The organism is Micromonospora sp. SL1-18, assembly GCF_047921505.1.
GTDB lineage: Bacteria > Actinomycetota > Actinomycetes > Mycobacteriales > Micromonosporaceae > Micromonospora.
In genome coordinates, this window is record NZ_JBLROA010000084.1 from 1 (window position 1) to 19,304 (window position 19,304).

A 19,304-nucleotide genomic window follows, 5' to 3' on the forward strand; every position below is an offset into this window, starting at 1 on the left:
CGGCGAGGCGGCCCGGCTCAAACGGTTGCAGCAACGCCTGTCCCGGTCACTGCGGGTTCACGGCCGTAACCGTGCATCGAAGCGCCGGGACGCGATACGTGCCGAGATCGGCCGGCTCAACGCCCGTATCCGGCACCGGCGGGCCGACTTCATCACGCAGGAAGCCGTACACCTCGTGCGCGACCACGGCCTGGTCGCCGTCGAGCGCCTGCGGATCAAGGACATGACCGCCAGCGCACGAGGAACTGCCGAGCAGCCCGGCCGTAACGTGCGTCAGAAGGCCGGCCTGAATCGGGCCATCCTCGCGAAGGGTTGGGGTGGGTTCCTGCTCAAGCTGGAACACGCCGCCCGCTACCACGGCGCACACATCGAGAAGGTCAACCCCGCGTACACGTCGCAAACCTGCCACGCCTGCAAGCACATCGCCCCGGAATCCCGCGAGAGCCAAGCGGTCTTCCGATGCGTCGCCTGCGGACACCAGGACCACGCCGACGTGAACGCGGCCAAGAACATACTCACCGCCGGGCTGGCGGTAACAGGGCGTGGAGACCTCGGGGTTACCCGGTCTACGAAGCGCCAACCACCCACAAGGCTCGCGGCATGAACACGCCACAGCCACGGGAATCCCCCCGCCCTCAGGCGTGGGGAGGAAGTCAACTTCCGGTTGTCGCAGCCGGCTGGTATCAAGGCTGAAATCAACTGGGTGTACGGAAGAGGACTGTGATGGCGGGCCAGGGTTTGTCCACGGACGAGGTGGCGGGCATTCGGGAGGCGTTGGCGGCGGGCCGTAAGCCGAAGGTGGTGTTCACGGCGGCGGCGGGGCAGGTGGCGGGTCAGCTCGGCCAGGTGGTGGAGTTGACCGATCCGGAGCTTTCCGAGGAGTTCGTGGTGGTGCGGTTCGGCCGCGACGAGTTGCCCTTCTCCCCCGGCGATGTGGAGATCGCGCCGAAGGGGGCGGGCCGCAAGTCGGTGGAGCCGAAGCCGGAGGTCGAGGAGCCGCCGGCGGTTGAGCCGGAGTTCGTGTTGGACACGCCGCGGGTGCCGGCGCCGCGTCAGGAGGAGCCGAAGGTGGAGCGGCAGGCGGAGGCGAAGCCCGCGCGTCGGGCGGTGAAGGCGGCGAAGCCGAAGAGCCCCGCGGGGTTGACGGTGACGTTGGCGTACGCCGACGGTGAGTGGACGGTGGCGGCGCAGCAGGGCGCCAAGGCCCTGGCCAGGCCGTACGTGGTGAAGCCGGCGGAGGCGCTGCGGATGGTGGCGTTGGTGGACGTGCCGGGGGTGCAGGAGGCGGTGGAGCAGATCCTGGCCGCGGAGCGGGCGGAGGCGGAGCAGCAGGCGGAGAAGCTGCGCGCGGAGCTGGCGGAGATCGAGGCGCGGCTGGCGGAGCTGAGCGAGACTCCTTGAGCGGTGAACCTCGGGTCCCCGGCCGAGATCGACTTGGCCGGGGACCGGTCCGGCTGTTCCCCCTATCCGCTCCTCGGCTCGTCGAGTGGGCGACGGTCGGCGAGCAGTACGCCGACCGCGCCCGACGTGGGATCGTGGGGCGGGGCGGCGGGTCGCACCCGCGTCTGGCGCGGTCGGCTGGTCAGAAGTAGTCGTGCAGTTGGGCGGGCCCTCCGGCGGCGAGCAGGTCGAGGGGCTGGGGGTCCTGCCCCGGTGGGCAGTGCAGCAGGCCGGCGTCGGCGACGGAGCGGGCGGTAGCTGCTCCGGTGTACAGCAGGGCGAAGCCGCGTACGGTCAGGTGCAGTTCGGCTTCGGTGGTGACGCGGGCGAGTTGGGCGCCGCCGTCGGCCACCTCGAGTCGCCAGGTTCCGGTGTTCCACTCGGCGAGTTCGTCGTGGAGGGTGAAGTCGACGGTGCCGTGGACGTGGGTGGGCCAGCCGCGGGTGGTGACGCCGCGGGTGATGTCGACGGGCCGGTGCATCCAGATGTCGCGGTGGTGGTCGCGGGTTGCCTCCAGCGGCAGGTGTGCGGTGACGGCGTCGCCGTGGAGCAGCCGCAGGCGCAGGGTCGGGGTGACGCTGGCCCAACTGCTGAGGACGCCGACGAGTTCGCGGGCCGCGTCCGGGGTGATGGCCAAGGCGTCGTGGATGGTGAGGACGGCGTCGGTGCCGTAGCCGCGGCCGCGGTCGAAGCTGGCGTAGCCGACGAGTTGGCCGTCCTGTTCGATGAGGGTGAGACCGTCGAAGGGTAGGGCACCGTCTGCGGCGAGCCGGTTGCGGAAGTGGTCGAACAGGGCGCCCTGGCGGGTGAGCATGCCGTTGCGGTGCTGGGCGACGTGCGCGTAGAGAGCGGTGACGGCGGGCAGGTCGGCGGGGTCGCCGGCCCGGACGCTCAGGTGTGGGGCGGGCGGGTTCCGGGTCAGGGCGGCGGTGGGCAGGTCGACGACGCGCAGGGCGCCGCTGATCTCCCACCCGCAGGAGCGGTAGGGGGCCGTGACGGTCGGGTACAGGGCGCTGACGGCTGCGCCGCGCTCGTGGGCACCGCGCAGCACGGCGGTGAGCATGGCGCGTGCGACGCCACGTCCGCGAGCCTCGGGGGCCACCGCGACGCCACCGACGCCGCAGGCGGGTACCCGGCGCCCATTCCACCACTGGTCGTGGTGCAGGTCGACGGCTTTGCCGATGAGCCGGTCAGTGTCGTCGAAGGCACCGTAGCGGGTCATGCCGGGTGCCGGCGCGGTGGCGTGCGGTGGCGGCTGCGGGTCGGAGCCGAAGGCGAGCCGGCCGAGCTGCCAGGCATCGGTAAGTTCGTCGGCGGTCAGTTCACGGACGGTGGGGCGCATCGGCCCACCGTAGCGGCGTGGATCTTGGTGGTGCCGCTGCTTTCCCGGCAGTCGCCTGGCTGTCCCGGTTGGGGGTCACCATGGGTGGCTGAGCGCGTGTGGGGCCGGTGCTCCTTGCAACGGCCCCACGACTGCGCTCAGTGTTGCGGGATGTTCGCCACGCCGATGCGCTTGCGGAACACCCAGTAGGTCCAGCCCTGGTAGGCCAGCACGATCGGGGTGAACACCACCGCCACCCAGGTCATGATCTTGAGGGTGTAGGGGGTGGAGGCGGCGTTGGTGGCGGTCAGTGTGCCGGCGGTGTCCAGGGTGGACGGGAGCACGTTGGGGAACAGCGCGGCGAACAGGGTGGCCACGGCCAGGGCGATCGCCACGGCGGTGCCGGTGAAGGCCCAGCCTTCCCGGCGTACGCGGGCGGCGGCCAGACCGCCGAGCAGGGCGAGGGCCGCGCCGGCGGCGAGCACGACGGCGGCCGTGCTGGAGCGGATGGTCAGGGTCCAGGTCAGGAAGGCCACCGCGATCACGGCGGTGCCGAGGCCGAGTTTGACGGCGAGGGCGCCGGCGCGGTCGCGGATGTCGCCGGTGGTCTTGAGGGCGAGGAACACCGCGCCGTGGGTGAGGAACAGGCCCAGGGTGGTGAGGCCGCCGAGCAGGGTGTACGGGTTGAGTAGGTCGAGCAGGCCGCCGACGTATTCGTGGTCGGCGGACAGGGGTACGCCGCGCAGGATGTTGGCGAAGGCGACGCCCCAGAGGATCGCCGGCAGCAGGGAGCCGACGAAGATGGCTTGGTCCCAGCGGCGTTTCCAGGAGGCCTCGGGGCGCTTGTGCCGGTATTCGAAGGCGACGCCTCGGGCGATGAGGGCGAGCAGGATGAGCAGAAGCGGCAGGTAGAAGCCGGAGAAGAGGGTGGCGTACCACTCGGGGAAGGCGGCGAACATGGCGCCGCCGGCGGTGATCAGCCAGACCTCGTTGCCGTCCCAGACGGGTCCGATGGTGTTGATCAGGACGCGGCGTTCCCGGTCGTCGCGGCCGAGGACGGGCAGCAGCATGCCGACGCCGAAGTCGAAGCCTTCGAGGATGAAGTAGCCGGTGAAGAGGACGGCGACGAGGAGAAACCAGACGGTGGTCAGTTCCACGGTGGGCTCCGGGGTCAGTAGGCGAAGGTGAGCGGGCGGTCGGCGTCGTCGGTGTCGTCGGGTTGGGGTGCCGGGGTGACGTCGGGTACGCCGGCCTTGGCGTAGCGGATGAGCAGTTTGAACTCGATCACGGCGAGGGTGGCGTAGATCAGGGTGAAGGCGGTGAAGGAGGTGAGCACCTCGGGCAGGGTGACGCTGCGGGACACGCCGTTGCGGGTGAGCATCTCGCCGAAGACGATCCACGGCTGGCGGCCCATTTCGGTGAAGATCCAGCCGAAGGAGTTGGCCAGCAGCGGCAGCACGGGCATGACGAGGCCGGCGCGCAGCAGCCACTTGCTGTGGGGGGTGCGGCCTTTGCGTTGGCTCCAGAGGACCAGCAGGGCGATCGCGGCGGCGGCGAGCCCGAAGCCGATCATGAAGCGGAAGCTCCAGTAGGTGACCGGGATGATCGGGGTGTAGCTGCCTGGGCCGTACTGGGTGGCGTACTGGGCCTGCAGGTCGTTGATGCCGTGCACGGTGCCGTTGGGGTCGCCGGTGCCGAGGAACGACAGCAGGTACGGGATCTTGAGGGCGAAGACCTCGCGGCTGCCGTCGAGGCTGCCGACGGTGAGTACGGAGAAAGAGGCGGGGCTCTCGGTGGTGTAGAGGCCCTCGGCGGCGGCCATCTTCATCGGCTGCACCTCGGTCATGATCTTGCCTTGGATGTCGCCGGTGAGCAGCACCAGGGCGGAGGCGAGCAGGACCACCCAGGAGCCGAACCTGGCGGCGAAGCGGTAGGCGTCGGCGTCGGCGCTGTCGCGGTGGCGGATGACGTGGTAAAGGCTGACGGCGACGATGAGCGACCCGGCGACCAGGAACGCCCCGGCGAGGGTGTGCGGGAAGGTGATCAGGGCGACCTTGTTGGTGAGGACGGCGAGGAAGTCGGTCAGTTCGGCGCGGCCGGTGGTGGGGTTGATCCGGTAGCCGACCGGGTTCTGCATGAAGGAGTTCGCGGCGAGGATGAAGTAGGCGGACAGGTTGGTGCCGATGGCGGCGGCCCAGATGGTGGCCAGGTGCAGGCGCTTGGGTAGGCGGTCCCAGCCGAAGATCCACAGGCCGATGAAGGTTGATTCGAGGAAAAAGGCGACCAGGGCCTCGATGGCCAGGGGTGCGCCGAAGATGTCGCCGACGAAGCGGGAGTAGTCGCTCCAGTTCATGCCGAACTGGAACTCCTGCACGATGCCGGTGACCACGCCCATCGCGAAGTTGATGAGGAAGAGCTTGCCGTAGAACCTGGTGAGTTTCAGGTACCGCTCGTTGCCGGTGCGGTGCCACAGGGTTTGGAGGATGGCTACCAGGATCGACAGGCCGATGGTCAGTGGTACGAAGAGAAAGTGGTAAACGGTGGTGACACCGAACTGCCAGCGGGCGACGTCCAACGCGTCCACCTGAAACCCCCAGCCGTGCATACTACGAGACGTAGTAAATACTACCCTGCGTCGTAGAAGGGTCGGCAGGGCCGGGGGGCCCGACCCGACCCGGGGCCAACGACCCTGATCTCCTCTGCCGTACGGCCGGGATCGGGTCCCCGGCCCACCCTGTGGCGTGCGACCATCCACGACTGATGAACACGACCCCCTGGCGAGCGCCGCTGCTGTGGCGTACCGCGCAACTGCTCGCGCGCGGCGTCGTCGGCCTCGTCGCCCGCCTGGAGGTCACCGGCGACGTGCCGGCCGAGCTGCGCCACGGGCCGCTGATCCTGGCCGCCAACCACATCAGCCCGTTCGATCCGTTGGTGCTCGCCGCCGCCTGCCGGGCGCGCGGCGTCGCGCCGCGGATCATGGCCACCGGCGGGCTGTTCCGTGCCCCCGTGATCGGATCGCTGATGCGCCGCGCCGGGCACATCCGCGTCGACCGGGGCACCAGCTCCGTACACCAGTCACTGGACATCGCCGCCGGGGCCGTGGCCGGCGGCTCGGTGGTGCTGCTCTACCCGGAGGGACGGATCGGGCTGGACCCCGGGATGTGGCCCGAACGGGGCAAGACCGGAGCCGCTCGGCTCGCCTTCGCCAGCGGCGCCCCGGTCATCCCGGTTGCCCAGTGGGGCTCCCACGAGGTGCTGCCGTACCGGGCACCCAAGGGTCTGCTGGGCGGTGTCGCCCGGGCGCTCGTCCGGCGGCCGGTGATCCGGGTGCACTTCGGCACCCCGGTGGTGCTGAGCCACCTGAACCCCGGTACGCCCGGAGCTGCCCGGCGGGCCACCGATCGGATCATCGACGCCATCACCGACAACCTCGCACCGCTTCGCCCCGACGAACCGTACTGGCCCCGCCACGTCGACCCCGGCCGCCCGGCCGACCCGGCCCGGCGCCACCACCGTCGGCCGGCGGGCGGTTGACCGGCCCGGCGCGCCGCGGCGAGTGGGCGCAGATCCCGGAAAGCGTGGCCTTCGGCCGCGTCGAGGCCACGCCTTTCCGGGAATCTGCGGGAACCTTGCGCCCGGGCGTGGGGTGTAGAAGGTCAGTCGCGGGCGGACAGCCGGGCGTCGAGCGAGGCCAGGTCGGGCACGAACCACACGTGGTCGTGACGGTTCGACTCGGCCACCAGGGCGCGTAGCGCCGAGCTGGCCGCGAGATGCGCGCTGATGTCCCCGACGACGACCAACCGCAGCCGATAGCTAACGAACTTCTGCATGACCTCCCCGGCGAAGCGAGTGCCCAGGGTGAAGAAGCTCGGGTCGAGCCGGCCGGCGGGTACGGCGACCACCTCGGCGCCGGCGAAGGCCGCGCCGATCAGGTCGAGGGCCTGCTCGGTGGTGGCCACCGGCGGCCCGGCCGGGTCGCAGACCAGCACCGGCACGCCGGCCCGCTCCTGGATCAGGTCAGGCATCGCGCACCTCCCCCGCGAGCAGGCCGTTGTCGCCGCGCAGGACCGCGTCGACCAGGTGCAGCAGGTCGGCGGTCGCGGCGGCGTCACCCAGGATCACGAGTTTCATGCGGTGGCGCTCCTCGTCGTGGACGGTCTGTACGCGCAGCGGGCGCGCGGGGTCGTGGCCGGTGTTGACGGCGGCGAGCACCAGGGTGGCGAGCCGGTCGGCGGCGAGCCGGTCGACGCCGTCGACCTGCACGATGCTCGACACCTCCAGCGCCGGTGCACGGTCCGGCGCTGGAGGTGCGGGCCGGCCGGTGAGCGCGTCGAGGTCGGCCCGGGCGATCCGGTACTGCTTGCCGATCCGCACCGCGCGCAGCCGACCGGCGCGGATGTAGCCGCGCACGGTACGCACGTGCAGGTCGAGCAGCTCGGCCACCTGCTCGACCGAATACAGGTCACTACTCATCGTTCCCTATCGTACGCATGATGGGGAATGATAGGGAAGTTGGCCGGCTTGACGTCGGCCGGTCACCCGGACGCCACCCGCGCCCGGCGTACTTCCCGCGTGCAGCGCCGCAACGGCTACCTCGACGCCCCCGCGCCGCTGGCCTTCGCCCATCGCGGTGGCGCGGCCGACGGCGACGAGAACACCGCCGCCGCGTTCGCCCGGGCCATCGCCCTCGGCTACCGGTACGTGGAGACCGACGTGCACGCCACCGCCGACGGCGTGCCGGTGATCTTCCACGACGCCACCCTGCACCGGGTCACCGGCGAGCGGGGGCGCATCGCCGAGCTGCGTTGGGCCGACCTGGCCTCGGTACGCGTCGGCGGCGCCGCCGTCGTCCCCCGCCTCGACGAGGTCCTCGCCGCCTGGCCGGAGGTCCGGTTCAACATCGACGTCAAGGCCGACGGCGGCGTCGAGGCGACCGTCGACGCGGTCACCCGGGTCGGGGCCGGCGAGCGGGTGCTGCTCGCCTCGTTCAGCGATGCCCGGCTGACGCGGCTGCGCGCCCTGACCGGGCCGAAGGTCGCCACCAGCCTCGGCATGCGTGGGGTGGCCCGGTTGCGGATGGCATCCCTGCACGGGCGGGCTCTGCGGCTGCCCCCGTCCGTGGTCGCCGCCCAGGTCCCCGTCCGGTACGGGCGTATCCCGGTGGTCGACCGGCGGTTCGTCGCGTACTGCCACCGGCTCGGGTTGCAGGTGCACGTCTGGACCATCGACGAACCCGCCCAGATGCACGACTTACTTGATCTCGGCGTGGATGGCATCATGACCGATCACGTCGGAGTGCTCCGCGACGTCTACCGCAGCCGCGGCCACTGGGCCGCCTGACTCGGAGGAACCCGATGGCCGAAACGGTCGCCCCCGCCGTCGCCGAGCCCGCCCAGCCCGGCAGCACCCGCCGCGAACGCACCGGCTGGTACTTCTACGACTGGGCGAACTCCGCGTTCCAGACCACGGTGATCACGGTCTTCCTCGGCCCGTTCCTCACCACGGTCACGAAGCTTGCCGCCGGCTGCGAGCTGGGCGCCGACAGCTGCGGCGGGTACGTGCACCCGCTGGGCATCCGGGTCTCCCCCGGCTCCTACTACCCGTATCTGGTCTCGCTGTCGGTCCTGCTCACCGTCTTCGTGCTGCCGGTGATCGGGGCGGTCGCGGACCGGTCGATGCACAAGAAGCGGCTGTTGGCTCTGGCCGCGTTCATCGGCGCCGGGGCGACCATCGCGTTCGCGTTCGTCACCGGCGAGCGGTACCTGCTCGGCGGGGCGCTGTTCCTGATCGCCAACATCGCCTTCGGCGCGGCCATCGTCGTCTACAACTCGTTCCTGCCGCAGCTCGGCGGACCCGACGAACGCGACACCATCTCCAGCCGCGGCTGGGCCGTCGGCTACCTCGGCGGCGGGCTGCTGCTCGCGCTGAACCTCGTCGCGGTCAGCATGCTGAGCGAGGAGGGCAACCCGCAGCGCACCCTGGACCTGGCCCGGTGGTCCATCGTCTCGGCCGGGGTGTGGTGGGCGGTGTTCACCCTGGTGCCGCTGCGCTGGCTGCGGGAGCACTCCACCGTGGAGGCGCTGCAGGGCAGCGGCAGCGGCGGCGGCAACGTGCTCACCGACGGATTCCGGCAGCTCGGCCGCACCCTGTGGGAGATCAGGACATACCCGTTGACGCTGTTCTTCCTGCTCGCCTTCCTGGTGTTCAACGACGGCATCCAGACCGTCATCACCCTGGCCAGCCAGTACGGCACCGAGGAGTTGCGGTTGGAGCAGAGCACCCTGATCGTGACGATCCTGCTGGTGCAGTTCCTCGCCTTCGGCGGGGCGCTCGCCCTCGGTGCCCTGGCCCGGCGTATCGGCGCGTGGAAGACGGTGCTGCTGTCGCTGGTGCTGTGGACGGCGGTGATCGTCGCCGCGTTCCGGCTGCCCGCCGAGGCGCCGCTGCCGTTCATGATTCTCGGCGGCTGCATCGGGCTGGTGCTCGGCGGCAGCCAGGCGCTGAGCCGGTCGCTGTTCAGCCAGCTCATCCCTGCCGGCAAGGAGGGCGAGTACTACGGCTTCTACGAGATCAGCGACAAGGGCACCAGCTGGCTCGGACCGCTGGCCTTCGGGCTGGTGTTCCAGCTCACCGCCTCGTACCGGGTGGGTCTGGTCTCCCTGCTGATCTTCTTCGTGGTCGGGTTCGCGCTGCTGGCCGCCGTGCCGATGCGCCGGGCCATCGTCGCGGCCGGCAACACCCCGCCCCGGGTGCTCTAGGCGGCTGCGTGCATCGGCATGATCAAGGGCGGTCGATCGACTAGGCTGCCCGGACGTGACCGACGACGCCGCTGCCGCCCCGACCTGCCTGGCCCGGCCCCGCCCGGGCCCCGGCGACGACCGTCGCGGCGGCTGTGCCGCCGCCCGCGGCGTTGACGGGCGGCCGCTGCACGCCGCCGCGCTGAAGTTCTTCTGGGGGCCGATGGACTGTGGCAAGTCCACGATGGCCCTGCAGATGAACTACAACCACGCCCGGCAGGGCCGCCGTGGCCTGGTCACCACCCGCATCGACCGCTCGCTCGGCCCGCAGGTCACCACCCGCATCGGCCTGGCCCACTCCGCCATCGAGGTCACCGACGACCTCGACCTGCGCGACCTGGTCCGCGACGCCCTCTCGCAGGCGATCCGCGTCGACTACCTGATCTGCGACGAGGCGTCCTTCTACAACCTGGACCACGTCGAGCAGATGGCCGAACTGGTCGACGAATACGACGTCGACGTGTACGCGTTCGGCCTGGCCACCGACTTCCGGTCCTGCCTGTTCCCCGCCGCGCAGCGGCTGTTCGAACTCGCCGACGAGGTGGCCCGCATCCAGGTCGAGGTGCTCTGCTGGTGCGGCCGGGAGGGGCTGCTCAACGCCCGGGTCGTCGAGGGGCGGGTGGTTCGCGAGGGCGCGCAGGTCGTCATCGGCGACACCGTGGACAGCGCCGACGTGCGCTATCAGGTGCTCTGCCGCCGGCACTACCGCTCCGGTGATCTCGGCCCGCGCGGCTGAGGTCAGAACGGGTCCCCGCAGACCCGCCACTTGCCGTCCTCCTGCACGATCGGCAGCGTCCGGTCCTCGCTGGCCCCGCCGTCGCGGGTCAGCCGCACCTTCACCGTGGCGCGCGGGATGCCGCGCTGGGTGGCCACCGACACGTCGGTGATCTCGTAGCCGCGCACCTGCGGCGGGGTACGCACCCAGCTGCCGAAGCCGACCGCGCTCCACTTGCTGCGCGCCTGCCGGCACAGCTTGTCGTACGCCTTGTCGGTCTCGCCGGCGGCGACCTCGTGGAGGAAGTTGTCGGCGGTCTCCCGCACCGGGCCGTTGGCCCGCCACAGCACCTGCACGTTCCACAACGCCAGGCCGGCCACTCCGATCAGGCACACGCCGAGCCCGAGGCCGCCGAACAGCAGGCTGGCGCGTCCCGGCCGGACCCGCCGGGCCGGCCTGTTCCACTCCTGCTTCTTGCCCATCACCTAGACGGTAGGCAGCGGCACCGGCGGCGCGCAGGAAGTTGCCCCCTGTCGCCGGTGCGACCGGATCGATTACCGTCGGCGCACACCCTCTAACGAGGAGCCACGGATGACCCGCTACGTGCAGCCGGTGCCCACTCCCGACGACCCGTACACCGCGGACCCGTTGCTGCGGTCCTGGCTGGATCGGCACCTCGGCCCGGCCGGGCACGCCGCCGCGAAGGGCCGGCTCGCCGACCTGGCCGCCGACGTCACCGGGCCGCTGCGGGCCGCGCACGCCGACGCCGAGGCCCACCCGCCCGCCCTGGTCCGCTACGACCCGTGGGGCGCCCGCGTCGACCGCATCGACACCTCCGCCGGCTGGCAGGTCCAGCGGGCCGCCGCCGCCCGGCACGCCGTGGTCGCGCTGCCCTACCTGGAGTCCGCCCGCGCCACCTGGGGGGCCGCCGCCCGGGTCGTCCAGCACGCCCTGCTGCACCTGTACGCCCCGGAGTCGGCCACCTTCTCCTGCCCGGTGGCCATGGCCGACGGCGCCGCCACGCTGCTCAGCCTCCCCGAGGTCGACGGCGGCGTCCGTGACGCCTGGCTGCCCCGGCTGATCTCCACCGACCCGGACACCGCGATCGTCAGCGGGCAGTGGATGACCGAGTCGCAGGGCGGCTCCGACCTGTCCCGCTCCGGCACCATCGGCCGGCCCGCTGCCGACGGGTCGTGGCGGCTGACCGGGGAGAAGTGGTTCTGCTCCGCCGCCGACGCGCCGATGGCTGTCACGCTCGCCCGACCCGACGGTGCCGGCCGGGGAAGCCGGGTCCTCGCGCCGTTCCTGGTGCCCCGCTACGCCGCCGACTCGCCCCTGGCCGGCGCCACTGTTGCCGCCGACGCACCGGCGCCCGGGGTGACCGTGCACCGGCTCAAGGACAAGCTGGGCACGTGGGCGCTGCCCACCGCCGAGATCGGGCTGCGCGACGCGTACGCGCTGCCGCTCGGCGACCCGGCGGTGCCCGGCCTGGTGCGGGCGATGAGCCTGGTGGTGGTGACCCGGGTGCACAACGCCTGCGCCGCCGCCTCCGGCATGCGCCGCGGCCTCGCGTACGCCCGCGCGTACGCGCAGGCGCGGCAGGTCGCCGGCGGCCGGCTCGCCGAGTCGCCGCTGCACCGGGCCACCCTCGGCGCGCTCGCGGTCGACGCGGCCGGCGCGTTCGTCCTCGCCGGGCACGCGTTCGCGTTGCTCGGGCGGGTCGAGGTGGGCGGCGACCCGGACGCCGCGGCCGAGTTACGGGTGGTGGCGCCGCTGGCCAAGCTTGCCACCGGGCGGCTGGCCGTGGCCTCCGCCAGCGAGTACGTGGAGGCGTTCGGCGGTGCCGGCTACGTCGAGGACACCGGGGTGCCGCGGCTGCTGCGCGACGCCCAGGTGCTGCCGATCTGGGAGGGCACCACCAACGTGCTCGCCCTGGACGTGCTGCGCGCGCTCACCCGGGAGCACGCGGGCCCGTCGCTGCTGCGCCGGCTCGCCGAGGCCGTCGACCTGGCCCGCCCGCTCTCCCCCGCCCTGGCCGACACCCTGGCCGCGGTCACCGACGAACTGCGGGCCCGCCTCGGTGAGGTCGCCGACGACCCGACCGCGGTCGAGGTGGTCGCCGGGGCGCGCGGGCTGGCGCTGCGGGCGGCGTACGCGTTGACCACTGCGCTGCTGGTGGAGCACGCGGCGTGGGGCGACGAGCAGGCCGAGGTGGCGGCCCGGCTCTGGGCGCGGCGGCGGCTGCGGCACGAGGACACCGCCGCCGACGCCCACCGGCACCTGGATCTGCTCTGCTGAGAAGATTGGCCCGGGTACCTGCCAGAGGATGTCAGGATCTGCCGACAGGATGGGCGGCATGACAGTGCACGCCGACCTCGCGATGGTCAACCTGGACAGCTCCGACCCGGCCGCCCACGCCGCGTTCTACTCCCGTGCCCTCGGCTGGGAGATCACCCACAGCCAGGCCGAATACGCCATGATCAGCAAAGACGGGACGTCGATCGGCTTCGGCCTGGTGGACGGGTACGCGCCGCCCGCCTGGCCGGACGCCACCGGCGGCAAGCGTTACCACCTGGACCTGTACGTCGACGACGTGGCGGTGGCGGAGAAGGAACTCCTGGCGGCCGGCGCGACGAAACCCGAGTTCCAGCCGGGCGGCGAGCGGTGGACCGTGCTGCTCGACCCGATCGGCCAGCCGTTCTGCATCTGCCCCCGCCCGCAGGGCTGACCACGGGCCGGCTCGCCGGGCGCGCGGCCCGCCCGGCGAGCCGGCGCACCAGCTCGATGCCGACGGCTACCGGGCGATGACCACGGTCTGGAAGCCGGCACGGGTCGCCGTTCAGCCGTGGGTGTCGAGCGGGACGTGCAGCGAGAGGTGCGAGGACAGGGCGCGGAGGAAGTCCGGGGCGTCGAAGACCGCGCCGGCGGAGGCGACGCCGGCGGTCCTGGTCCGGCCGGTGAGGATGCGGTCGACGGCCTCCACCGCGAGCGGCGCGCTGATGGCGTAGATGTCCTGACCGGCGGCGACCACGCGGCGTTCCGTGCCGCCGGAGCGGACGAGGACGTCAACGACGAAGGTCTGCGCGGAACGGCCGTGCTTGTCGACGGCGGCCGGTGCCGAAGCGTCGGGAGCGGTCAGGTCCGCGGCCGCCTTGGCGGTCATGTAGGTGCGCACCTCGGGGACGGCCAGGTGGCTGGGAACGGTGACGACGTCGGCCATGGTGAACTCTCCGATGACGCTCTGGGGGCCGAGCGGAGCCGGGAAGGGCCACTCCAGGGTCGGCAGAGCCTCGTCGTGGTATTCCAGCCGTCCGCCGGTGTAGCGGACACGGCGGCCACCCCGTCGCCGCCCCGAGACCGCGCCCGAAGCGAGCGTTCCGCCGGTGGGGTGCCAACTGCTCAGTCCGTAGGCGATGTGCGCCTCGTCCGCCGCCGTCCAGTCGCCCATCGCGGTGGTGACCAACAGGTCGCCGAGGCCGCCGAAGAAGGCCATCGCCGGGACCACCACGATGCCCGCGGCGCGGGCGCGCTCCGCGAAGTGCGCGAACGTGTCAAGGTTCGCCTCGATCTCGGCCGCCACGTCGACATACGGGATGCCGGCGCGCAGCGCCGCCTCGACCAGCGGGGCGGCGGTCGTGACGAAGGGCCCGGCGCAGTTGATCACGGCGGCCGCGCCGTTCAACGCGCGGTCGAGCGAGGGCGGATCGTCGACCGATGACTGTCGCGCCTCGAGCCCCGGTTGGGTCAGCGCCAGTAGCTTGTCCTGGTCGCGGCCGAGGAGCAGCGGGATATATCCGCGCTCGCGCAACTCCGCGACCACGAACCGCCCGGTGTGCCCGTAGGCGCCGAACACCGCCACGTTCCGACCCGATCCCATGCCTGCTCCCGCGTGCTCGAAGTGATCCACTGCGGAAATCCTGTCCCCATTGGCCATCGGTGCCTAGTGTCCGGAACGACACGACCCATACAATTCCCGACATGAGCTGTATCCCGCGCTCCGTCGCGGTCGCCGCTACCGAGGGGATGCTGCACTTCGAGCTGGCCCTGGCGTACGAGGTCTTCGGCTCCGCCCCGGCCGCCCTGCCAGGTCCCTGGTACGACGTCAGGGTGTGCGGCACGCACGCCGTCCGGGTCGGCCGGTTCCTGCTGGAGCCGGACTGCGGGATCGACCGGCTGGCGCACGCCAACACCGTGATCGTTCCCGCCTTGACCGACGTCGACGAGGACCCGCCGGCCGACCTGGTCGAGGCGGTACGCGCGGCCCACGAGTCGGGCGCGCGGGTGGTCTCCCTGTGCACGGGCGTGTTCGTGCTGGCCGCCGCCGGCCTGCTGGACGGGCTGCGCGCGACCACGCACTGGGCCCACACCGAGGAACTGGCCGCGCGCTACCCCCGGGTAAAGGTCGACCCGGACGTGCTTTACGTCGACAACGGCAGCGTACTCACGTCCGCGGGCAAGGCCGCAGCGATGGACCTGTGCCTGCACCTGGTCCGCCGCGACCACGGCTCAGCGATTGCCAATGTGGTCGCCCGCCGCCTGGTCGTGCCGCCCCACCGGGCCGGTGGCCAGGCCCAGTTCGTCACCACACCGGTGCCCGCCCAGGACGGCCATCCCCTGGCCGAGCTGCTCCCCTGGGTGATGCGGCGGCTGGACCAGCCGCTCACCGTGGAGGACCTGGCCCGGCAGGCGAACATGAGCTCGCGCCACCTGGCCCGCCACTTCCGCTCGGTAACCGGCACCACCCCGCTGCAATGGCTGCTGACGCAGCGGATCCGGCGCGCGCAGGAGCTGCTGGAAACCACGGACGACAGCGTCGACACCATCGCCTCGGCCGCGGGCATGGGCACGGCGACGACACTGCGCCGCCACTTCCACCGCACGATCGGCGTACCGCCGGACGCCTACCGCCGCACGTTCCGGGCGTGACACTGCGGCCCTCGCCTTGACGGCTCTCGGCCGTCTCATCAGCCGAAGGGACGCCAGCGTGAACCGGACTATCCGCGGCGGCGGGCGCGGGCGGCCCAGATGACATACGCGGGATCGCGGTCGAGGTTGTGCCGGTCCCGGTCGTAGCGGCGGGTGGTGCGCGGGTCGGCGTGCCCCATGGCGTCCTGCACGTCCTCCAGCGGCACTCCCTCGGCACGGGCGGTGGTGGCGAACGCGTGCCGCAGCGAGTGCGGGGACAGCTTCGCCCAGGCGGGGATGCCGGCAGCCTGGGCGAGCCGGCGGACCAGCCGAAACACCGAATGCCGGTCCAGCCGGGCGCCGGTGGCGGTGACCAGCAGCGGCCCGGCCAGCTCGGGCACGGTCACCTGCTGCGCGGCGGCCCGGGCGGCCAGGTAGGCGTCGACAGCGTACACGGTGCCGGGGGTGAGCGCCCGGCGGCGTACCTTGCCGCCCTTGCCGACGAACCGGACGCTGCGGTGCCCCCGCTCGGCACCCAGGTCGGTCAGGTTCAGCGAGATCAGCTCGCCGACCCGCAGCCCGAGGTCGGCCAGCAGCGCGATGGTGGCCCGGTTGCGGGAGGCGGTCGGGCCGGTGTCCGCCTCGGCGGCGGTGAGCAGCGCGTCGACCTCCTCCGGGGTCAGGCCGACGGTGGCGGAGTGGTCCCGGTCGACGCGGGGACGGTCGGCGGCGGCCACCGGGTTGGCCTCCACCGCGCGCAGCTTGACCAGGAAGTCGTACCAGCTGGACAGGGCGGACAGGCGGCGGGCGACGGTGGCCGGGGTGAGCGGTCGACCGCTGCGCACACCCAGCGTGGCCTCCAGCTCACGACCGTAGGCGTTGACGTCGAGGAAGGTGGCCCGCAGCGGGTCGAGGCCACGCCCGGCACACCAGCTCAGCCAGCCGCCGACATCCCGCCGGTACGCGTCGCGGGTGTGCTCCGACAGCCGCCGGTTACGCAGCCACGCCTCGGTGAAGTCGGCCGGCCCGTTGGGCAGCGCGGGACGGGCCGGCCCGCGCGGCAGGACCTCGGAACGCAGCATGCGAGAAAGCTTCTCAGCCGGTGGGGCGGAGTGCGACGAGGCGCGCCCATGAAGATCAGATCGTCTCCTCCACCAGCCGGCCGTCGGCGATCCGCCAGCGCCGGTCGAAGCCCACCGCCTCGGCGAACCACGTGTCGTGGCTGACCATCACCACCGTGCCCCGGAACTCGCGCACCGCCGCCTCGACCACGTCGAGCGAGTCGAAGTCCAGATAGTTCGTGGGCTCGTCCAGCAGCAGCACCCGGGCGGGGCTGTTCACCATGACCGCGAGCAGCAGCCGGCGCAGCTCGCCGGCGGACAGGGTGCGCAGCCGCGCGTCCCACTGGTCCGGCCCGAACAGGTAGCCGTCGAGCAGGCGCTCCGCGTCGTCGACGTACACCGGCACCTGGGAGCGGAAGTAGTCCACGACGGTGACGTCGGTGCGCAGCGCGTCGTGGGTCTGCGGCAGCAGCGCGACGCCGGTCGCGCCCTCGACCCGGCCGGCGTCCGGGTCGCGCCGGCCGGCGAGGACCCGCAGCAGGGTGGTCTTGCCGGCCCCGTTCGGGCCGGTCAGCAGGATCCGGTCGCCGCCACGCGCGCCCAGCTCGGCCCGCTCCAGCAGGATCCGGCCGCCGGCGATCAGGGTCAGGTCGCGGGCCCGCAGCACCTCGGCGTCCGCGGGCGGCCCCTGCGGGAACGCCAGCGCCAGGGCCGGTCGGGTACGCGGCTCCGCCAGCCAGCGCACCGACGCCATCTGCCGCAGCAGGCGCCGCTCCCGGGCCTTGGCCTTCTTCGCCACCTTCTTGGCGTAGCGGCGCTGCTGGTCGGCGCCGAGGCCACTGCGCACCGACTCCTCCACCCCGCGGGCGTGGTCCTTGGTGCGTTCGATGTCGGCCAGCCAGCGGCGCTGGTCCTTCTGTTGAGCCTCGTAGTCCAGCAGCAGCCGCTGCCAGCGGCGCAGCTTCTCGGCCCGGTAGTCGGTGTATCCGCCCGGGTAGGTCTGCGGCTCGTCGTGGATGCCGTCCAACTCGACGATGCGCTGCACGGTCCGGTCGAGGAACGCCCGGTCGTGGCTGACCACCAGCACCCCGCCGGGGAACCCGGCGAGCCAGTCGCCCAGCCAGGCGATCCCGTCGGCGTCGAGGTGGTTGGTGGGTTCGTCGAGCACCAGCAGGTCGGGGGCGTCGAGCAGCACCCGGGCCAGGGTGAGCCGGGCCTGCTCGCCGCCGCTGACCCGGTGCAACGGGGTGCCGTCGGCCAGGTGGTCGACGTCGAGGCGCTGCCGGACCTCGGTGAGCCGGGCCTGCGCCCGCCAGCCGTCCAGCGCCGCCCACCGGTCCTGCGCCCCCCCGTACGCGTCGAGCGCGGCGGTGTCGCCGTCGGCGAGCCGCCGTTCCAGCTCGCGCAGCTGTCCGGCGAGGGGGTGCAGCTCGCCCAGGCCGGCGGAGAGGAACTCGCCGACCGTGGCGGCCGGGTCGGGCACCTGCTGCGCGAAGTAGCCGACGGTGGTGCCAGGGGCGCGTTCGACGTGCCCGGACGAGGGTGGTTCCTCGCCGATCAGCACCCGCAGCAGGGTCGACTTGCCCACCCCGTTCGGGCCGACCAGGCCCACCCGGTCGCCGGCGTTGACGATCAGGTCGAGGCCGGTGAACAGGGGTTCGGAATCGTAGGACTTGCTGACCGAGACGGCTTTCAACATGGACGATCCTCCGCGGGACGACGGGCGGGACCGCGGCCGGTACGGCGGCGATCGGTGACCGTGGCGGCGGGCGCTACGCCCGGCCGCATCCTCGCGGATCACATGTTGGCGGTCGACTCCTACGGGTCGGCGTCGCTGTCAAGGGCGACTCTGCCAGCCGGCCGGCCGGCCCGCCAGCGGTTTTCCGGTCCGGGATACCGTCGGCGGGTGCGTGCCAGCCGCCTGGTCTCCCTGCTGCTGCTCCTGCAGACCCGGGGGCGGATGACCGCCCAGGAACTCGCCGACGCCCTGGAGGTCTCCGTCCGGACCGTCTACCGGGACGTCGAGTCGCTCGGCGCCGCCGGCGTGCCGGTGTACTCCGACCGCGGCCCGGCCGGCGGGTACCGGCTGCTGGAGGGCTACCGGACGCGGTTGACCGGGCTGACCGCCCCGGAGGCAGAGGCGCTGTTCCTGGCCGGACTACCCGAACCGGCCGCCGAGCTGGGTCTCGGGCCGGTGGTGGCCGCCGCCGAGCTGAAACTGCTGGCCGCGCTCCCCGACGAGCTGGCCGACCGGGGCGGCCGGATGCGGCAGCGGTTCCACCTGGACGCGCCGGGCTGGTTCCGGCACCCCGAGCCCATCCCGCACCTGGCTGCCCTGGCCCGGGCCGTGTGGGAGGACCGGATGGTGGAGATGCGCTACCGGCGCTGGCGGGCCCCCCGTGAGGTGACCCGGGTGGTGGCCCCGCTGGGTGTGGTGCTCAAGGCGGGCCGCTGGTACCTGGTGGCCCGCTGCGGCGACCAGCTGCGCACGTACCGGGTCGGCGCCGTGCTCGACCTGGCGGTACGCGACGAGCGCTACGAGCGGCCGGCCGACTTCGACCTGGCCGGATACTGGCGGGAGTGGACGCAGCGGTACGAGCGGGACGTCTACCGGGCCGAGGCCCGGGTCCGGATGACCGTCGCAGCGCTGGAGTTCACGGCGTACGTCTTCCCGCCGGAGATGAGCCGGGCGGCCCGGGCGGCGGCCGGCGAGCCCGACGAGCACGGCTGGCTGGAGACCACCGTGCCGATCGAGTCGATGAAACACGCCCACACGGAACTGCTCAAGCTCGGCGCGGAGGTGGAGGTGCTGGCACCGGCCGAGCTGCGGGAGCGGCTCACCGCGACCGCCCACGCCCTGGCCCGGCTCTACCCGCGTGGCGTGGCCATCGAGTCGGATTGACTCAGGCTTTGATCTTGGGTCTGGTGTTCGACGGCGTCGACCCGGCCCGGCCCGGCCCGGCAGGAGCTTTTCGAACCAGTGCTGGGCGTACGGGCCCCCGTTGAAGGCGGGGATCTCGCGTTGACATCCTCCCCTGCCTAATGGCGGGAGATTCCCGTTTCCG

The 19,304-nt window shown here is 72.5% G+C and carries 19 protein-coding genes; 10 read left to right on the top strand and 9 right to left on the bottom strand.

From position 1 onward, the window contains the following. A partial coding sequence (locus tag ACNAW0_RS27045) for an RNA-guided endonuclease InsQ/TnpB family protein (RefSeq protein WP_416290837.1) occupies window positions 1–604 on the top strand: 604 nt, incomplete at its 5' end. Window positions 605–723: 119 nt separating this feature from the next. After that, window positions 724–1,401: a hypothetical protein gene (locus tag ACNAW0_RS27050; RefSeq protein WP_416290838.1), complete on the top strand. Its 678-nt coding sequence runs from the start codon at window positions 724–726 to the stop codon at window positions 1,399–1,401. Between the two features lie 181 nt (window positions 1,402–1,582). On the opposite strand, the gene eis is transcribed toward ACNAW0_RS27050, so the two are convergent. The 3 genes from eis to ACNAW0_RS27065 form a co-directional block, all read right to left on the bottom strand. Further along, complete coding sequence (gene eis / locus ACNAW0_RS27055; protein ID WP_416290839.1) at window positions 1,583–2,782, bottom strand: enhanced intracellular survival protein Eis; 1,200 nt, start codon at window positions 2,780–2,782, stop codon at window positions 1,583–1,585. 137 nt (window positions 2,783–2,919) lie between these two features. Beyond that, window positions 2,920–3,918, bottom strand: a complete 999-nt coding sequence (cydB, locus tag ACNAW0_RS27060; RefSeq protein WP_416290840.1) for a cytochrome d ubiquinol oxidase subunit II — start codon at window positions 3,916–3,918, stop codon at window positions 2,920–2,922. A 14-nt stretch (window positions 3,919–3,932) separates the two neighbouring features. Continuing rightward, a complete protein-coding gene (locus ACNAW0_RS27065; protein ID WP_416290841.1) occupies window positions 3,933–5,345 on the bottom strand; it encodes a cytochrome ubiquinol oxidase subunit I in 1,413 nt (470 codons plus the stop codon). Between the two features lie 176 nt (window positions 5,346–5,521). On the opposite strand from ACNAW0_RS27065, the gene ACNAW0_RS27070 reads away from it, so the two are divergent. Then, window positions 5,522–6,295 (top strand): lysophospholipid acyltransferase family protein, encoded by a 774-nt coding sequence (locus ACNAW0_RS27070; RefSeq protein WP_416290842.1) that lies wholly within the window; start codon window positions 5,522–5,524, stop codon window positions 6,293–6,295. A gap of 122 nt (window positions 6,296–6,417) precedes the next feature. Here the strand turns inward: ACNAW0_RS27070 and ACNAW0_RS27075 are convergent, their stop codons facing one another. Continuing rightward, window positions 6,418–6,786 carry a DUF4180 domain-containing protein gene (locus ACNAW0_RS27075; RefSeq protein WP_416290843.1) on the bottom strand — a complete coding sequence of 123 codons (369 nt, stop codon included), beginning with the start codon at window positions 6,784–6,786 and terminating at the stop codon, window positions 6,418–6,420. Beyond that, window positions 6,779–7,234: a helix-turn-helix domain-containing protein gene (locus ACNAW0_RS27080; protein ID WP_416290844.1), complete on the bottom strand. Its 456-nt coding sequence runs from the start codon at window positions 7,232–7,234 to the stop codon at window positions 6,779–6,781. The genes ACNAW0_RS27075 and ACNAW0_RS27080 overlap by 8 nt, the downstream gene beginning before the upstream one ends. Before the next feature lie 99 nt (window positions 7,235–7,333). Here ACNAW0_RS27080 and ACNAW0_RS27085 point away from each other — a divergent pair, with 99 nt between their 5' ends. The 3 genes from ACNAW0_RS27085 to ACNAW0_RS27095 are packed head-to-tail and all read left to right on the top strand — an operon-like array spanning window position 7,334 to window position 10,294. Next, entirely contained in the window at window positions 7,334–8,101 is a 768-nt protein-coding gene (locus ACNAW0_RS27085; RefSeq protein ID WP_416290856.1) for a glycerophosphodiester phosphodiesterase, read from the top strand. Window positions 8,102–8,115: 14 nt separating this feature from the next. Next, on the top strand, window positions 8,116–9,519 hold the full coding sequence (locus ACNAW0_RS27090) for an MFS transporter (protein WP_416290845.1): 1,404 nt from the start codon (window positions 8,116–8,118) through the stop codon (window positions 9,517–9,519). A gap of 55 nt (window positions 9,520–9,574) precedes the next feature. Next, window positions 9,575–10,294 (top strand): thymidine kinase, encoded by a 720-nt coding sequence (locus ACNAW0_RS27095; protein ID WP_416290846.1) that lies wholly within the window; start codon window positions 9,575–9,577, stop codon window positions 10,292–10,294. A gap of 2 nt (window positions 10,295–10,296) precedes the next feature. Here the strand turns inward: ACNAW0_RS27095 and ACNAW0_RS27100 are convergent, their stop codons facing one another. Continuing rightward, window positions 10,297–10,755 carry a hypothetical protein gene (locus ACNAW0_RS27100; protein ID WP_416290847.1) on the bottom strand — a complete coding sequence of 153 codons (459 nt, stop codon included), beginning with the start codon at window positions 10,753–10,755 and terminating at the stop codon, window positions 10,297–10,299. Between the two features lie 109 nt (window positions 10,756–10,864). Between ACNAW0_RS27100 and ACNAW0_RS27105 the strand changes: the two genes are divergently transcribed. Next, on the top strand, window positions 10,865–12,571 hold the full coding sequence (locus ACNAW0_RS27105; protein ID WP_416290848.1) for an acyl-CoA dehydrogenase family protein: 1,707 nt from the start codon (window positions 10,865–10,867) through the stop codon (window positions 12,569–12,571). Between the two features lie 58 nt (window positions 12,572–12,629). After that, entirely contained in the window at window positions 12,630–13,001 is a 372-nt protein-coding gene (locus ACNAW0_RS27110; RefSeq protein ID WP_416290849.1) for a VOC family protein, read from the top strand. Between the two features lie 111 nt (window positions 13,002–13,112). Here ACNAW0_RS27110 and ACNAW0_RS27115 read toward each other — a convergent pair whose 3' ends face one another. Beyond that, window positions 13,113–14,150, bottom strand: a complete 1,038-nt coding sequence (locus ACNAW0_RS27115; protein ID WP_416290850.1) for a saccharopine dehydrogenase family protein — start codon at window positions 14,148–14,150, stop codon at window positions 13,113–13,115. A gap of 101 nt (window positions 14,151–14,251) precedes the next feature. Between ACNAW0_RS27115 and ACNAW0_RS27120 the strand changes: the two genes are divergently transcribed. Further along, window positions 14,252–15,199 carry a helix-turn-helix domain-containing protein gene (locus ACNAW0_RS27120; protein ID WP_416290851.1) on the top strand — a complete coding sequence of 316 codons (948 nt, stop codon included), beginning with the start codon at window positions 14,252–14,254 and terminating at the stop codon, window positions 15,197–15,199. Between the two features lie 68 nt (window positions 15,200–15,267). On the opposite strand, the gene ACNAW0_RS27125 is transcribed toward ACNAW0_RS27120, so the two are convergent. Next, window positions 15,268–16,260: a tyrosine-type recombinase/integrase gene (locus tag ACNAW0_RS27125; RefSeq protein WP_416290852.1), complete on the bottom strand. Its 993-nt coding sequence runs from the start codon at window positions 16,258–16,260 to the stop codon at window positions 15,268–15,270. Window positions 16,261–16,315: 55 nt separating this feature from the next. Next, a complete protein-coding gene (locus ACNAW0_RS27130; RefSeq protein WP_416290853.1) occupies window positions 16,316–17,938 on the bottom strand; it encodes an ABC-F family ATP-binding cassette domain-containing protein in 1,623 nt (540 codons plus the stop codon). A gap of 207 nt (window positions 17,939–18,145) precedes the next feature. On the opposite strand from ACNAW0_RS27130, the gene ACNAW0_RS27135 reads away from it, so the two are divergent. After that, window positions 18,146–19,141 carry a helix-turn-helix transcriptional regulator gene (locus tag ACNAW0_RS27135; RefSeq protein WP_416290854.1) on the top strand — a complete coding sequence of 332 codons (996 nt, stop codon included), beginning with the start codon at window positions 18,146–18,148 and terminating at the stop codon, window positions 19,139–19,141. Window positions 19,142–19,304 lie beyond the last annotated feature (163 nt).

Coding starts and splice junctions, on each gene's coding strand:
- ACNAW0_RS27120 (WP_416290851.1), top strand. CDS start 14,252: ATGAGCTGTATCCCGCGCTCCGTCGCGGTCGCCGCTACCGAGGGGATG.
- ACNAW0_RS27050 (WP_416290838.1), top strand. CDS start 724: ATGGCGGGCCAGGGTTTGTCCACGGACGAGGTGGCGGGCATTCGGGAG.
- ACNAW0_RS27100 (WP_416290847.1), bottom strand. CDS start 10,755: ATGGGCAAGAAGCAGGAGTGGAACAGGCCGGCCCGGCGGGTCCGGCCG.
- ACNAW0_RS27090 (WP_416290845.1), top strand. CDS start 8,116: ATGGCCGAAACGGTCGCCCCCGCCGTCGCCGAGCCCGCCCAGCCCGGC.
- ACNAW0_RS27125 (WP_416290852.1), bottom strand. CDS start 16,260: ATGCTGCGTTCCGAGGTCCTGCCGCGCGGGCCGGCCCGTCCCGCGCTG.
- eis (WP_416290839.1), bottom strand. CDS start 2,782: ATGCGCCCCACCGTCCGTGAACTGACCGCCGACGAACTTACCGATGCC.
- ACNAW0_RS27105 (WP_416290848.1), top strand. CDS start 10,865: ATGACCCGCTACGTGCAGCCGGTGCCCACTCCCGACGACCCGTACACC.
- ACNAW0_RS27115 (WP_416290850.1), bottom strand. CDS start 14,150: ATGGGATCGGGTCGGAACGTGGCGGTGTTCGGCGCCTACGGGCACACC.
- ACNAW0_RS27130 (WP_416290853.1), bottom strand. CDS start 17,938: ATGTTGAAAGCCGTCTCGGTCAGCAAGTCCTACGATTCCGAACCCCTG.
- ACNAW0_RS27110 (WP_416290849.1), top strand. CDS start 12,630: ATGACAGTGCACGCCGACCTCGCGATGGTCAACCTGGACAGCTCCGAC.
- ACNAW0_RS27075 (WP_416290843.1), bottom strand. CDS start 6,786: ATGCCTGACCTGATCCAGGAGCGGGCCGGCGTGCCGGTGCTGGTCTGC.
- ACNAW0_RS27080 (WP_416290844.1), bottom strand. CDS start 7,234: ATGAGTAGTGACCTGTATTCGGTCGAGCAGGTGGCCGAGCTGCTCGAC.
- ACNAW0_RS27070 (WP_416290842.1), top strand. CDS start 5,522: ATGAACACGACCCCCTGGCGAGCGCCGCTGCTGTGGCGTACCGCGCAA.